At 37.7% G+C, this 15993-nt stretch carries 12 protein-coding genes; 1 reads left to right on the top strand and 11 read right to left on the bottom strand.

Features of this window, described 5'->3' with window-relative positions:
* Positions 1 to 4: 4 nt before the first annotated feature.
* From AC3WLU_RS14665 to AC3WLU_RS14685, 5 genes are read right to left on the bottom strand one after another with little or no spacing between them, the layout of a single operon-like run.
* Positions 5 to 1255, bottom strand: a complete 1251-nt coding sequence (locus AC3WLU_RS14665; RefSeq protein WP_187049475.1) for a nickel pincer cofactor-dependent isomerase, group 22 — start codon at positions 1253 to 1255, stop codon at positions 5 to 7.
* A 24-nt stretch (positions 1256 to 1279) separates the two neighbouring features.
* Entirely contained in the window at positions 1280 to 2326 is a 1047-nt protein-coding gene (locus AC3WLU_RS14670; RefSeq protein ID WP_400449381.1) for a TRAP transporter substrate-binding protein, read from the bottom strand.
* Positions 2327 to 2386: 60 nt separating this feature from the next.
* A complete protein-coding gene (locus tag AC3WLU_RS14675; RefSeq protein ID WP_063576079.1) occupies positions 2387 to 3664 on the bottom strand; it encodes a TRAP transporter large permease in 1278 nt (425 codons plus the stop codon).
* Entirely contained in the window at positions 3661 to 4233 is a 573-nt protein-coding gene (locus AC3WLU_RS14680) for a TRAP transporter small permease (RefSeq protein ID WP_034307155.1), read from the bottom strand. Before AC3WLU_RS14680 ends, AC3WLU_RS14675 begins: the two co-directional genes overlap by 4 nt.
* Positions 4234 to 4267: 34 nt before the next feature.
* Positions 4268 to 5296, bottom strand: a complete 1029-nt coding sequence (locus tag AC3WLU_RS14685; RefSeq protein ID WP_413003382.1) for a TRAP transporter substrate-binding protein — start codon at positions 5294 to 5296, stop codon at positions 4268 to 4270.
* A gap of 583 nt (positions 5297 to 5879) precedes the next feature.
* On the opposite strand from AC3WLU_RS14685, the gene AC3WLU_RS14690 reads away from it, so the two are divergent.
* Entirely contained in the window at positions 5880 to 7616 is a 1737-nt protein-coding gene (locus AC3WLU_RS14690; RefSeq protein WP_492597464.1) for a methyl-accepting chemotaxis protein, read from the top strand.
* A 76-nt stretch (positions 7617 to 7692) separates the two neighbouring features.
* Here AC3WLU_RS14690 and AC3WLU_RS14695 read toward each other — a convergent pair whose 3' ends face one another.
* The 6 genes from AC3WLU_RS14695 to AC3WLU_RS14720 all read right to left on the bottom strand — a co-directional run bounded on the left by AC3WLU_RS14695 (position 7693) and on the right by AC3WLU_RS14720 (position 15828).
* Complete coding sequence (locus AC3WLU_RS14695; protein WP_278089495.1) at positions 7693 to 8655, bottom strand: DUF4822 domain-containing protein; 963 nt, start codon at positions 8653 to 8655, stop codon at positions 7693 to 7695.
* A gap of 83 nt (positions 8656 to 8738) precedes the next feature.
* On the bottom strand, positions 8739 to 9440 hold the full coding sequence (locus tag AC3WLU_RS14700) for an ankyrin repeat domain-containing protein (protein ID WP_492597465.1): 702 nt from the start codon (positions 9438 to 9440) through the stop codon (positions 8739 to 8741).
* 271 nt (positions 9441 to 9711) lie between these two features.
* Complete coding sequence (locus AC3WLU_RS14705) at positions 9712 to 10398, bottom strand: response regulator transcription factor (protein ID WP_400449385.1); 687 nt, start codon at positions 10396 to 10398, stop codon at positions 9712 to 9714.
* Positions 10395 to 11843: a sensor histidine kinase gene (locus AC3WLU_RS14710; RefSeq protein WP_440439183.1), complete on the bottom strand. Its 1449-nt coding sequence runs from the start codon at positions 11841 to 11843 to the stop codon at positions 10395 to 10397. The genes AC3WLU_RS14705 and AC3WLU_RS14710 overlap by 4 nt, the downstream gene beginning before the upstream one ends.
* A 759-nt stretch (positions 11844 to 12602) precedes the next feature.
* The gene (locus tag AC3WLU_RS14715) at positions 12603 to 14861 is read right to left on the bottom strand and encodes a metallophosphoesterase (RefSeq protein WP_492597466.1); all 2259 of its coding nucleotides are present in this window, start codon (positions 14859 to 14861) and stop codon (positions 12603 to 12605) included.
* A 532-nt stretch (positions 14862 to 15393) separates the two neighbouring features.
* Entirely contained in the window at positions 15394 to 15828 is a 435-nt protein-coding gene (locus AC3WLU_RS14720) for a hypothetical protein (RefSeq protein WP_492597467.1), read from the bottom strand.
* Between the last annotated feature and the right edge of the window lie 165 nt (positions 15829 to 15993).

Here is a 15993-nt window from a genome sequence, read left to right on the forward strand (position 1 = left end):
ATTTTTAGTCCAGTGCCAAGTCTTCTGGGTCTGACAAGATCTCTATATCTTCATTCTTTAAAGCTTCTTCCATCATGCTTTCAGAAATCCAAATTTCACCGATTTCAAGCGTGTTTTTAATTCTTACGATTCTCACTTTATTCAAATCGAAGGCATTGCATGTTTTGATGGCAGCTTTTACAGCCAATTCCTGCGTATCCAAAAACATCGGGAGCTTTACTACATCTGTGACTGTGCTGGTGAGTGCATTGGCATACCCTTTTTCCCATTTTATTTCATTCATGACGGCTTTTGTCGTCATATCTGCCATGCCAATGCCATTCGCATTACCGTGAGTTTTTTCAGTAAGTCCAAGTACAACGGTCCGTTTAACGTCTGGCCCCCCGGTAGCATATGGTGTGGCGAAATTACCCGTTATGTTCGGGTCCATTCCATCCCCCGAAATGTCCTTTCCGAGTTCATTTACAATAAGTACGTCCATCGAATCGAAATGTATTTTCGGCATCAATGATTTTGCTTCAAGCAACAGTCCCGGTTCCACTACCTCCAGATCCTCCGCTGGAACTGCGACGATTTTCGCCGGTTTATCATAAGCGTTTTCAATCGACGCAAGACCAAATATGATAGGAGCTTTTGACAAGGAAACCTTAGCCATTTCAGGGACATGTTCCGCCATATACTTAAAGCTGTATGCATGTGCAGCTTCGGCTCCCTTTTGCTTTCCTAAACCGATAGTTATCATTTTCATAAGTCCGCTTTCAACCGGTCCGCGAAATGCTGTATGTGGTTTTATCCGATTAATGACTATGATTTTATCCGATTCGTAAGCAAGTTTATCAATATAGACAGGGAGGCCATTTGGCAACTCATCCAGTTTAATAACTTCCATCGATGACCTGATAGGCGCTCCAACCGCTTCTTCTGAAATACCCAGCTGAAGCAACACATCGATTTGCCCTTCCGCCGTGGCACCACCATGGCTTCCCATTGCAGGTACGATGAAAGGATTACCTCCCGCCTCCTTAACGGCAGCCACCGTTTCTCTTACTAATGTAGGAAGGTCCGCTACCCCTCTGCTTCCTACTGCAATTGCCACCCTGTCTTCTTCATTTATTCTTGATAAGACACCTGCTTCTTTTATCGCCTTCTTCACCTCACCAGCTACATCAGCGATTTGAGTTGTACGAAATTTCTGCCTCACTTGTACCATTTTCGGTAATTGGATTTCACGTAAAAGTTCAGAGATAATATCCATTTTCTTTCCTCCAAACAATTTGGATTATTTACCGCGTACTTTTTCAACTTCGCTCATCATTTCCTCTACAAGATCTGGTCCGAATTTCTTGGCATATTCGTCCGTCACTGGTTGGATGGCCTTCTTCATTTTTTCCATTTCTTCCGGTTCTACTTCATTGATTTTCATTCCTTCTTCTTTTAGATAATTAAGTGCCTTTTCATTTTCTTTTTGGTTAACTTCCCGTTGATACTTTCCAGCCTCTTGTGCGGCCTCACTCATGATTTCTTGTTCTTGTTCTGATAGGTCATCCCAGAACTTTTTACTTACAAGGAATACAAATGGTGTATAAACATGATTTGTAAGACTTAAGTATTCTTGCACTTCATTATATTTTTGCGTTTGAATTGTTGCTAGTGGATTCTCCTGACCATCAACAGTGCCTGTTTCCAGTGCAGTAAACACTTCTGAGAAAGCCATCGGCGATGGATTCGCCCCTAACTTTGAAAATGCATCTAAATGCACTTCATTTTGCATGGTACGAAGTTTAAGCCCTTTGAAATCTTCAGCCGTTTTAACAGGGTGTTTGCTGTTGGTTAAGTTTCGGAAACCATTTTCCCAGTATCCCAAACCTACTAAATCATGTTCCGGTAATTTATCCAAAAGTTTTTTTCCTACTGCACCATCAAGTACTGTATAAGCTTCTTCTTCATTATTAAAGACAAATGGGAAGTCATAAATTCCAAATTCCTTAATCATGCCAACAAGTGGTGAGGTTGAAGGAACAGTTACTTCCTGTAAGCCGCCTTGAAGAGCTTCTGTCATTTTCTGATCATCTCCGAGAGTGGCATCAAAAAAGTTTTGGACTTTCATTTTCCCGCCGCTTTTTTCTTCAACCAGTTCTTTAAATTTCTCCATTCCTTTTCCTTGTGGATGCATTTTACTATTTCCGATCCCTGCTTTGATTGTTCTTTTCTGAATACCGTCAGCTGAAGCGCTTTCATTTTGTCCGCTTCCGCAAGCGCTTAATAGTAGTAATGATGGCAGTAAAACTCCAACCGCCAAACGTTTGAAAAACTTATTCATTTTCATTTTCCTCCTATAAAATAAGATGAATACCAGCATACACACCCAAATACTTGTTTAATTCCGTTAGGAGGTAAACCATTCTAGAGGAACCAGCACTAAGGAAGGAAACAAAATCAACAAGATCAATACAATTACTTCCACGAGCAAGAAAGGCCAAATCCCCTTCATGATATCTTCCATACTGATCTTACTTATGCCGCACATGACATTTAACACGGTTCCGACTGGTGGTGTAAGTAAACCGATGGCGTTATTCAGGATAAACAGGACACCGAAGTAAACTGGGTCAATACCTGCAGCGACCACCAACGGCATCAATACAGGTGTTAGAATAAGGATTGTCGGCGTCATATCCATAGCAGTTCCAACTACGATGACCAATAGGTTTATCATTATTAATAGAAGGAATGGATGATCCATAAATGGCTCCAGCAATCCAATCACCTGACCAGGTAAATCCGCTACAGTTATCAGCCAGGAGGATACGAGAGCTGCAGCGACCAGAAACATGACAACGCTCGTCATTTTTCCTGCATGTACAAAGACCTCATACAAATCTTTCACTTTCATTTCACGATAGATTACAAGACCGACAAATATTGCATAGACTGCAGCCACCACTGCCGCTTCAGTCGGTGTAAATAAACCGAATTTCAATCCACCAATGATGATGACGGGCAGGAATAGAGCCCAAACGCCTTGGCGAAGAGAAGTAAGAATTTCTTTTGTTGAAGCTCGAGGGTTAACGGCGACTTTATCTTTTCGTGCAACAATGGCCCAGGTAACCGTTAGTCCAACCGCTAGTAATATACCAGGAACTATTCCTGCCATAAACAGCTTTGTAATGGACACTCCACTTGCGACACCGAAAATGATAAAGCCAATACTTGGCGGAATGATCGGGGCAATGATACCACCGGATGCAATCAGCCCACTTGACCGGTTCACATCATACCCTGACTTCACCATCATTGGAATTAATATAGCCCCAAGCGCTGCTGTATCGGCAACAGCAGATCCTGATAAACTTGCAAACAACACACTCGCAATGATCGCAACATAGCCAAGGCCTCCCTTGATATGACCAACCAGGTTCATTGCCATCTCAACGATACGCCGTGATAATCCGCCCCTATTCATCGCCTCTCCTGCCAGCATAAAGAACGGTATGGCCATTAGAGGGAAGTTATCAGCGCCACTGATTAAATTTTGTGCGATTATTTGACTATCAAAAATGCCAAGGAAATACATTAACACTACACTACTCACAAGTAAGGCAAAGGCAATAGGTATTCCTAGTCCCATGGCTCCCAGTAAAGATCCGACAAATACACCTATCATCCCTGTTTCTCCTCCTTGACAATTCTAATATCTGAAGCAAATTCATCAGTATGGAGAGAAATTAGTTCTTCTGACTCACTTATCATCACCAATTCTTCGTCTTTAATTTTATTGAAGAAAATTCGATACAAATTGAAGATGATCATGCTGCCCATTGACACACTCACAAGAATACCTGTCCCATATACAAATGCGAGTGGCATGCCAGTGGCCGGTGCAGTACTGTCAATGTTTATCAATGTCATTTTCCAGCTGCCATCCAAGATCAGGATAAGAACGAATAACATCATCAAATCACTAATAACTAGAACCACTTTTTTCATCTTATTCGGGAGCCGTTTGATGACCATGTCGACACCTAAGTGTTCTTTGTTTTTGAAAGCTCCGATGGCGCCGAGGAACGTCAACCAAATAAAGAGATACCTTGACATTTCTTCTGACCAAGTAATCCCTGAATTAAAGAAATAACGGAGGACCACATTACCAAACACGAGTACGACCATTATTGCTAAAGCAATTGCCATAATAATGTTTAACGAATTTTCCAAGATTCTTGATATTTTATTCACCTACATCTCCCCCTTCCTATCTAGAGCGCCTACTTCATTCTGCTTTTATTTTTCCGACGAGCTCCTCCGCCCAGTCATTTTCCTCAAAGGCCTCATCATAAACAGGTTGAGATGCTTTTAACATTTTTTCTGAAAAGTCTTTGTCAGGCGTAGTGAATTTGATTCCATTATCCTTAAGATATGCTTTGTCATCTTCATAACTTTTTTCCATCAATTCAAACTCATATGCTGCCGACTCCTTTGCTGCTTTTTGAATGATTTTTTGTTGCTCTTTTGTTAGCCCTTTATAGAATTTGCTATTGATAATGTAAATATTGGGGCTGAACATATGCTTGGATTCTAGTACATCACTTTGTACTTCATTCCACCCCGAGGATCTCAGTGTGGCTATGGGATTATCCTGAGCATCTACAACTTTTTGTTCAAGTGCGGTAAAAACTTCTGAAATAGGCAATGGGCTAACGTTTGCCCCCAATGATTCACCTAATTTTATGTAATTCGGGATGTTCGGCATTCTAAGTCGAAGTCCATCAAAATCTTTCATACTCTTAATTGGACGATTACTCGAAAACATCCTAAAACCGTTAGCACTCCATGCGAGCGGTGTCACCCCATGCTTTGGATCAAGATCTTCTGTCAATTCCTCTCCGATAGGTCCATTCAATACCTTCTTTACATGATCGTAATCCCTGAATAGGAAGGGCCATTCCGGAACACCCATTTTAGGAATGTCCGACTGCATAATTAGCCCTGGAACACCCATTTCGATCGTTCCGTTTCTGACGCCGTCATAAAATTCTTTTTCTGCACCTAATGTACTGTTCGCATAAATCCGAACCTCTAGTTCACCATTACTCTCCTTTTCAACCAATTTTTTAAACTTTTCTTTCAAAGCAATGTTTTGAGGATGATTTTCAGCAAAATAATGTGCCACTTTTATAGTTTTCTTTTCAACTCCAGATCCACTGGTTTTTTCTCCCTCACCTCCACCACATCCTGATAAAAGGAATGTCATTGCAAGAGTTAAGCTTGTGGAAAATACAAATAGCTTATTTTTTTTCAATAAAAACCCTCCCCGATTTTTTGTAAGCGTTATCATTTAAGGCTGATCTTTAAAACTACTCCTCACCATTGTATAAGCAAAAACCAAATCGTTTTATAATATAAAACTCAGTTTTTGTTTTATTGTGAGTGAGGAAAAAACACTTCACTTCTCATTACGTTTCACAAGTTGATTCACTTTTTAAGCCATTACCTTAATAAAATTAACGATTAATTTGTTCTATAATATAAAACTCAGTTTTCGAATTTTATATCTTACGTTGATTATAAGCTCCCATTTTTATTAATGTCAAACCATTTTTTGAATTTTATAACAATTTAACAATTTAACAAATTCTCCATTTCTCTAATTAATATTTAAGTTGAGATTTTTAGAAACAAAAAGGGAAAGATAAAAGTCGTTTTTTTCTATATTAGAATATTTATAGGATGGAAAATCAATATGAACCCCTCTTACAACAGATTGAAATCTGAAGGATAAAAACTCCACCCGAGGGTTTTAAAAAGGACTCATTAAATAAATTTAATTATTACCGATATATAACACATGGTAAATATATAACACGGGGAAGGAATAAACAAAGATGAATAAACTCAGTACGAAAATAGGTTTTGTTCTTTTAACAGGCATGATCATTACATTAATTGGAAGTTTATTATTAATGTATAAAAGTACAAATGATACGGTTGAGAAAACAATCGCTATGAGCAGCTTAGACATAGCAAGCAACATCTCTCAAGGAATAAATCCAACATCTTATGCTGATTTTTTAAGTAATCAATCCGAAACCTCTACATATTGGGAAATACGCGAGCAGTTAGACGATTATAGACAAAAAACTGGAGCATTATATGTATATACATTGGGAATTGACGAAAATAGCGAAAAAGTCCATATTCTTATAGACGGAATGGGTAAGGGAAATAATAAAGCATCTCCCATTTTAACACCCACAACTGCAACTTCATTTCAGGATGTAGAAAGCGTCATGAAGGGAAAGGCTTCAACTACTTCCATCGTTCATGATCCTGAATATGGTGACTATTTATCCGTTTTCGTTCCCATAAAGAATGGTAACGAGGTCATTGGAATTCTAGGGGTGGATATCGATGCCAGCAAAGTCGATGCTACGGCCAGCAAGGTTCTGGGTGGCATCCTGCCCCTGATGATAATAATCAATGTAATCTTAATGGCGATCGTGGTAGGTGCACTAATATGGTTCTTGACTAAAAAGTTAACACCGCTTCTCAAGGTCAGCTTGGCTGCAAAGGAAATCTCAAATGGGGATTTATTAACAGCCAATAAACTGATTAGCAACATAAGGGTTAAGGGAAACGACGAAATCAAGGTTTTAGTGAAATCCTTTGAAGAAATGATCACCAATACAACTAGGATCGTCAATTCCATGAAAAGCTCATCATTCCAGATAATGGAATCATCAAGTGATATCGAATACAAAATCAAAGAAATGGATACTTCCACACAGTATATCGTCAATGGGATTCAGCAAGTTGCAGGAGCTGCGGAAGTACAATTGCACAGAAGTGAAGAATCATCGAGGGTCATCGAGGAAATGACCATAGGTATACAAAGAATTGCCGAAGCTTCTTCTGAAGTCAGCGAACAGACAAATCATGTTTCAACTAGGATGTCCATTGGAAATCAGGATATAAATGAACTCTCAAATCAAATTCTGCAAGTAAAAGATGTGATGCTGCAAACAAGTTCAAGAATAAAGAATTTGGACGATCAAGCAAATGAGATTGTGAATATTGTACATGTAATTACAGGAATTGCCGAGCAAACAAACCTGCTATCACTAAATGCGGCAATTGAAGCTGCTAGAGCCGGTGAACAAGGTAAAGGTTTTGCGGTGGTATCGAACGAGGTACGGAAATTGGCAGTGGGCACAAAGGAATCTGCAATCCATATTCAAGAGTCCCTGCTTCATTTTAAATCCATCATAAATGAATCAGTGAAAATGATGGAAACTGGAACTAATGAGGTAGAAGAAGGGACAAAATTTGTGCTGAATACTAGAGAAACTTTTAAACAGACTATAAAATCTTTTGAGCATGTTAGTGATCAGATTCAAGAAATATCAGCCATTACAGAGCAGATGGCAGCAAGTTCTCAGGAAATTAATGCTTCGATAGAAGATTTTGCAGGGTTGACAAGGGAAACGGCAGTGACTTCAAAGCAAGTGGCACAATCAACCGATCAACAAGCCAAATCCATGGAGGACATTTCCTTCTCCACCTCCTCAATGGTTAAGCTCGCTAATGACCTGGAAACATCTGTTGAACGGTTTAACGCTTAAACATCTCTAACCACCACTCTATTACTATATCAAGAAAGGGATTTTGCATGAATAGCAAAATCCCTTTCTTACTATTTTACTTAGTTGATTTTAGTTTCAAATCACCTTCATAAGGTATATGTTCCACTGTTATCGTTATATCTTTTCCCTCTTTATCTTTACCGATTCGTTTATAAGTGAATTTATTTTCATTAAGCTCTGTAATTTCAAGAACTGCGCCATATTTATTTTCCCCTAGTGAAACATGTGCTCTTATCTTATTTCCGTGAACAACATCGTAATAGCCGTAATCACCACGGCTTTCACCGGTTTTAGCATCAAAAAATTCATACTTATTTGTTTTATCATCATATTTTGCAAGACCTAAATAATTCGTGTTATAGCTTGATACATCATTTCCCTTTTCATCCAATGCCACTGTTCCTTGCCATGGGGTGCTTGATAAAATTTTATCTCCATCAACATCTGTTTCTACGTCCCCTGTGTAAGTTTCCAAATTTTTGTCTGGATCTGTAAAGGAAAGTTCTGTTTCCGTATAAGGAATATGATCAACAAACACCTCTACGTCATTACCATTAGCATCTTTACCCATTCTTTTATAAGTAAACATATCCTTATTCAGTTCTGTTATTTCAACAACGGCCTGGTAACCCATCGATTCTGAAATTAGCACTCGCATCTTCCCATTGGTAATAAAGAAAGTTCCCTTATCACCACGACTTTCTTTTGTATTTTTATCAAAAAATTCATATCTGGATGTTTCATCGTCATATTTTGCGAGACCAATAAAGTTAGCATTCTCCTTTGTTAAGTCATTATTATTCTTATCATAAACTTTTGTACCTTGCCAATTCGTGCCACTAAGAATTTTAGTCAATTCCTGGCCTGCTGTTAACTTATTTTCTTGTTTACTTTCTTTGGCAGTTTGTTCCTGCTTCTGTGCATTATGACTGTCTTGTGCGTTTGTGTTATTACATCCTGTTAGGGCCAATGTTAATCCAAGTAGTATAGATGATGAAATTTTTGCTTTTTTGTTCATTTTTTCGTCTCCTCATAACTTATTGTGATTCTAATTAACTAGCGGTGCAATTGACATTACAAAATGAAAGTATAGCAATCTGGTTATTTTGCTCCTGCTGTTAATAAAATTTGTTCAATCTCTTTAAATCCTTTTTCGCGGGCATGTTGTAAAGGAGTCACATTATTATTATCAGGAATGTTGACACCTGCACCATGATCTATTAACAATTGCACTGTTCGCTGCTGTTTTCCATCACCATCATTCAAAATGATAGCTTCTAGCAAAGCTGTCCAACCGAGATCATTTACATGATTCACATCAATATCAGTTTTAGTTAGGAGTTCTTTAATAACCTCTACATATCCATGTTCCGAAGCAGGGATTAAAGCCGTTCCTCCATAACGGTTGGTTATGGATGGGTCGGCACCTGCTTCAATCGTAAGTTTAACTATATCTAGATAACCTTCAGCACCGGCATACAAGAAGGGGCTATTTTTCATTTCATCCTGAATGTTGACGTCTGCACCTGCTTCAATAAGGATTTTTGCAGACTCTGCATCGTTGTTATAAGTCGCAATCATAGTGGCGGTTCGCCCTGCCGAGTCCTGTGTATTAATATCTGCACCTTCCTCAATCAAACTCCTTATTCTTTCCGTTTCTTTTCGTGCTACTGCTTGAATCAGTAATTCATTCATTCCCTTTCCTGACTCCTTTTGCTGATTATTTGGCTCTCTTTCGCTATCTAAGGCACACCCTTGAAGGATGAATAGGCATCCGATGACAATCGTTAGCCGTCTCCACATGAAACACACCATCCTTTCATCTGCCCAAATCGAATTTCCGTCATCTTGATGCACCAAAATGACTTGTGCTATAAATGTGTTTGAGGTTGCATGAGTATTTTTCTCCCTTTTATTTTTTAGTTCTTTTCTCAATCCGTCTCCATAATATTAGTGCTTAATCTTAAACTCCCTCTAAACAATTTCTTAAAAAATGATTAACTTATTCATAAAGTTTCTTAAGGTTTTATAAAAAAATCCCGTCACCTTCGTGACGGGTCATAAAATATACTATTTAAACATTAAAGCGATACCCTGCTCCCCAAACAGTTTCCAAAAATTTAGGATGTGCAGGATTTCTTTCAATTTTTTCACGTAGTTTCCTGATATGGACAGTGACAGTCGAAACATCCGCAGCCGATTCCAATCCCCAAATATTTTCATAGAGCTGCTCTTTACTTAATACTTGATTAGGATGCATGACAAAAAACACTAAAGTATCGAATTCCTTTGTTGTAAACGGGACCACCTCCCCGTTTATGTGAACCCTGCGTGCTGACTTATCTATTGAAATTCCATGAACATAGATTGAATTAGATTTGGGGTGACTTCCTGATAAACGTTCATAACGCGCTAAGTGCGCTTTCACTCTTGCAACTAGTTCACTTGGACTAAAGGGCTTTGTAATATAATCATCCGCTCCTAGTCCAAGCCCCCGAATTTTATCAATATCTTCCTTTTTCGCAGATACAAGCAAAATCGGGATATTTTTGACAGCACGTATTTGTTTGCATATCTCAAAGCCATTTAACCCCGGAAGCATGATGTCCAAAATGATTAAATGATAATTTCCTTGAAGGGCCTGTTGGAGACCTGCATCACCAGAATGTTGAATATCGACACTAAAATCACTAATTTCCAAATAGTCCCTTTGCAATTCAGCAATACTGACTTCGTCTTCAATAAGTAATATCTTTTTCACATTTCCTCACCTTTCTTTATGGAAAAGAAAACACTTGTACCTTTTCCTATCTCACTGGTCGCCCAGATATCTCCTCCATGCTCGTCGATAATTTTTTTTGCGATCGCAAGTCCTAAACCACTTCCACCTGTCAGGGAATTCCTAGATTGCTCAGCCCGATAAAAGCGGTTAAAAATATAAGGCAAAGCGGAAGATTCTATTCCATAACCATTATCTGTTACTTGTACAACTACATCATATAGTCCTTCATGTAGAGAAATGGAAATGTGTTTTTCATCTTTATTCATATACTTTACACAATTGCTGATTAGGTTGGCCAATACGCGTTTCAGTTTCTCTCTATCCGCTGACACGTATATCGGTTTATACATCTGTTGAAGTTCAATTTGGATTCCTTGTTGAAGTAAATCCAGTTGAAGCTCTTCTACGTAGTCTTTCAAATATTTATCCATTCTGATCGTTTCAAAAGTGAATAGTTCCTTTTTTAAATCCAACTTTGAAAATAAAAACAATTCATCTATCAATGAATCCATATCCCTTGCTTTCAGGTATACCGTCGATAAATACTTATCCATTTTCTGCGGGGTGTTTGCTACCCCGTCTTTTATCCCCTCAACATAACCCATAATCGAAGTGATGGGTGTCTTCAAATCATGAGAAATATTGGAAAGAAGTTCTTTGCGATTTTCCTCATACTGAAGCTGGAGGTTTATGGACTCTTTTAACTTTTTTCTCATTTCCTCAAATTCCCTATTCAATTGTCCGATTTCATCATTCGAAGTCGCTTTGATTTCAAAGTTTAAATCTCCTGATTTTATCCGCTCCGCTCCCTCTTTAAGTATTGAGATAGGTTTGATGATGCTTCTTGAAACTAAATAATTTAAAAGTCCAATAATCATTACAAACAATAATAACAATAGGAAGAATAAAATGGGAAATGACTCCCGAATCAGCTCGGCATAGGAACTTGCCTTTCTCATGACAAAAATGCTTCCTTCACTTTTATCCGAAAAATAAAAATCAAACTTCACATAAGTGAAAAAAGAGTCTTTCATTTTGATTGTGTCCCGTGTATTGATGTTCGTTTCTTCGAACATGGGAAGTGATTGAACCAAGCCTAGCTTATCAAGTGCGGGGGACGCATACTCAATGTCATTAACTTTTCTAACGACAATCTCAATATCTCCATGTTCAAGCTTCTTCAGCTGCTCTTCGTTCAGAAGCTGTTCAGGGTTATTTTTTGCCAAAAGCTTTAAATCGAGAAACACACTTTCTTCTGCTGCAGTCAAAGGTTTTTGGAGATAAGAGTTTTTATATAGATGCTCTATTGATTTTACATCACCTGTTATTGCAAAAATAAGTAAAAATCCAGCTGCTAAAAATAAAGTGATGGAAATAAGAATTACGCCAACATAGGACAACAGAAACCTCATTTTAATTGACAAATATTTTTCACCCCGTATCGATCTCTCGTTTACTTTTTTATAGAAGAGTTCACCGTTTATCTGCTGTTCCTGCATTTCCATGAATAATTTTCTTAGAACTTTAAAAAAGATATCACACAAATCTTAAAATTTTCTAAAATACTTGGAAAAAATCCTATTCTATTTTACATCTATATTTTTTTATTTGAAAAACTACATGCTAAAATCCGCTTCCTTACCGCCTACTGTCTGTCAAACCTCCCCGCCGCAAACATCTAGCGGGGTATCGAATAGACAATTATTAGGCAGGGGTGATCCATATTTTCTTCAATCCATTGGGTTTTCAGTATTAAACAATTAAAAATCATACTGTATAACCAAGTCTTTATTTAGTGTACCTGTGGTTTTTTAATTTATGAAAGTTTCAGATGATTTCCGAAATCAGCGCCTTTTCGCCGACTGTTTATCAAGCTTCCTCGACGCAAGCATCTAGCCGGGTCCCGGCTAAGCTTATTTTTTGTTAAAAATTTTTTTAAACACCTTTTATAATAATGATATTATTTATAAATTATCCAAGAATTATATATAGATGCACTTCAGTATTTTCATTAAAAATACGAAATTAATTAGGCGAAACTTTATTAAGCAAACGGAAAAGATCATGAAGGTTTATTAGTTTACTATTTGTCCCGAGTTTGTAAGACATAGAAAAAAGCGAACTTCCCCTTAAGGAAAGTCCGCTTTTTATATATTTCAAGAAAAGTTCACCTGTTCTTCTTATTAATTTGGCAAGATGATCATTTGGTCATCCAATCTAATATCGTCAATCGACCAAAACCAATTATTTTTCGCATTATGCATTCTCCATTGTAATTTCATAGAAGATGCATCTTCAGGAACCTTAATCGATTTAACTTCATACTTATTCAAAACATGTCCATTTTTATTATCCGAAGCTGCTTTATTGTCATAAACGAGAACTTGTTGTTTTTCCCCATTATCAAAGACAGCAGTTACTTCAGCTGTTTGTGTTCCTTCTTGTTTATAGTGAGAAGCAAATCCTACGTATAGATCTTTTGCACCCTCAACTTTTACAGAAGGGGAAGTTAATGTACTATCAAAAAAGCCTTTTGATGCTGGTGAACCGTTATCATCCCATTCATCAGGATCCGCTACTGCTATAACACCTTGTCCAAGTTCAAATTTGCTACGATCTTGGTCTTCCGCTTTTGTCCAAAATTCCTTTGTTGTGAAGCTCCACCCTTGCCACTCCTCTGTACCAGCTGGCATATTCGAGCTATTTGTAACCGACCAGCCGTTAGGAGTTGTATGGCTCCAACCTAGAATGGAACTTGGAATGTTTTCATTCACTGCTGGCTTTAATGCAGAGTCCAATTGGTCAAAACTTTCTCCAAGCATCATGTTGACGAATATATTTATATTCTTGGAGCCAATTATTTGGCCTCCCTCGTAAGCAGTAATCGTGAATTGTGAAGAACCGGAACTTTCTTTACTAGGTATTGCTTTTATTGGCAAATTCTTTTCTTCAGATCCTGAAAGCTCATATTCAAGTTCATTGTGCTCCACACTCCACCCTTCAGGTGCATCAACTTTAATTTTTCCTTTTACACTATCATTTCCAAAGTTTTTCATCTTCACTTGTAGTGTAGTCAATTCACCTGTCGTTACCAATGATGGAGAAGCTTGTGCAGAGACCATTTCCAGTGCTTTTGTCTGACCATCAGCCAGTAACACCTTTCTACTGCTATTGTTAAATGAATCCAGTGCTTGTACCTTAATTTCATAATCTGTTCCTGGCTTAAGTCCGGTTACAGGGAACTCTAAATTCTTTGGCACAGGATCAAGATAGAATTCAGAAAATGCGGTGAAATCTGCGTCTAGCTCCCCTGATTCCTTGTTTTTGGCCGTTATGTGATAAGAATGTACGAGCACGTTATCTTTCGCCTGGGGAAATGTCACATTAAAACTTCTTAGTTTCGATTTTTCTTTTACAATCGAAGCCTTGTCTTTACCTGTAAAAGACGGTGACAACTGATCTCGGTCGTCTGTATATTTAAATTTATTTTTTTTAGAAGGATTTTTTATTACCCATGGTTTTCCTGTCCAATCGTCTTTATGAAAGTCACGTTTTTTAATGATAACTTCATTATTATATACTTCTACAATCATTCCTTGACTAATATCCCGATATCCTTCTGGATGATACCCTTGAAGTTTACCCGGTTCTAATTCCAAATAACTCACAGAAGACGTGCCAACAGACGTAAAGTCTTTTTGATGAATCGTTCTCGGGTCCTCAAGTGGATAATGAGAATGGCCTGAAAATGTAATAACTTGTGGATGCTTTTTTAACGTATCATATAAAAGTTCTTTGTTTTCCTGAGTCCCCCACAAGTCACTTCCATATACAGTGTCTTTAATGTGTTGATGAAGAAAAACAAAGATTGGTTGGTCCGGATTCTCTTTTTCTGCTGCAGCTAACTTTTCACCTAGCCAGTTAATTTGATTAACAGAATATAAACCATGCGTATTACCATTTTCGGGACTTAACGTAATAAAATCATATCCATTTACTTTTTTATGATAGTAAAGGGAATCCATTCCTGATTTCTCGAGAAAACGATCTTGTGCTTGTTCAACGGAAAGTCCATTCCAATAATCATGGTTTCCCATTGTAAACATGGATTGGACATCAGCTTGTTTCTTCTCATTATAAATGGAGAAGAACTTATCATATTCAGTAGCGTATCCATAGTCCGTTAAATCCCCAACGACCACAAAAGCATCCTGTTTAGGCGCAGCTTTGTTTAATTGATCCATGGCTGTTCTAAACTTGTTCATATCAGCAGTTGATCCATCATCAATATGTACATCACTGATTACAGGAAAAACGAGCTCCGGTTTCCGTTTATTTTCTGAATTTGAAGATTCCGAGAATGCTTGTACACTTGATAAAGAAGTTGTTACTCCTACCGTTACAACTGTCAACATTGCAGCAATTTTATTTTTCGCTTTCAAAATCAATTCCTCCTATTTATCGTTTAGCCACTTACATTATGTAATCATTTTGAAAATAGACAAATATCCTCCTCATTTTTAAATTTTTGGGTATTAACAATTAAAATACTACCTTTGCATTATTAATAAAATATAAGAACAATGTAATTTATATATTAATAAATCAAAAAAAGGCCTATGGCCAGTATTCGTTCCATTAATGATTTAAAACAAAAATGACTCTAGGCAAAAGTGTTCTATCTAAAAGGTAAGACAAAGTTGATTGGAGCGGGTGTACGGGACTCCTGCGGGAAAAGCGCGTCTAGGGGAGACCCCGCAGGCGAAAGCCGAGGAGGCTCCCCGACCGCCCGCGGAAAGCGAGTGCCCTACGTTCCAATCAACCTCCAAATTGTACAAGCCATAAAAATAGACAAACTCGATTTTCATCGAGTTTGTCTACAGTCTGAGGCATTCGGAAAGAATTCCGAATGCCTTTTATGAATTTAATCGCATACCATGCTTTTTGAATCAGCGAAAATACGATTGCAGGTAACTACTTAGTTTGAACCAAGACAATTTCGTCAATGATCGGAATCTCCCTTTTTAATAAAGATAAGAAAGTGTCTTCAATTATATTGTCGATTTCACAAACCGTTATGGCAGCACCATTGATTTTGGAACGTTCATTGGCCATACGTGCTATATTGATCCCTTTTTGATAAAGAATATCCGATAATTCTGCAATAACCCCTTTTTGATCGGAATGACGAATCACAAGTGTTGGCCGTTCTCCTGAAAATTTAAATGGATATTCATCGAATTCCTGAACCTCGACTTCTCCCCGGATTACGAAAAGAATTTTAATTCCTAAATGGATATGCTGAGAGTGACGGCGAATATTTTGCAAACTGATTTGATAAGAATCTTCTATTATGTTCCAGACATGAACATTCACCTTTTTTACTGGGATTTTACCACTGCCCATCAAGCTTTAGTAAATCATTATCATACGTTACTTTTATGTAATAAGATGGTAAGTAAGGTTTTTAACTCTTAGAGTAAAAAAAAGCAGCTCCCCGCTTATTGAATTAAGGCAGTTAGAACAATAAGGGATGAGCCAAAACAGTCACATAAAAGCATGTGATATAAATTT

It is taken from the genome of Peribacillus sp. FW305-BF15, assembly GCF_058783805.1.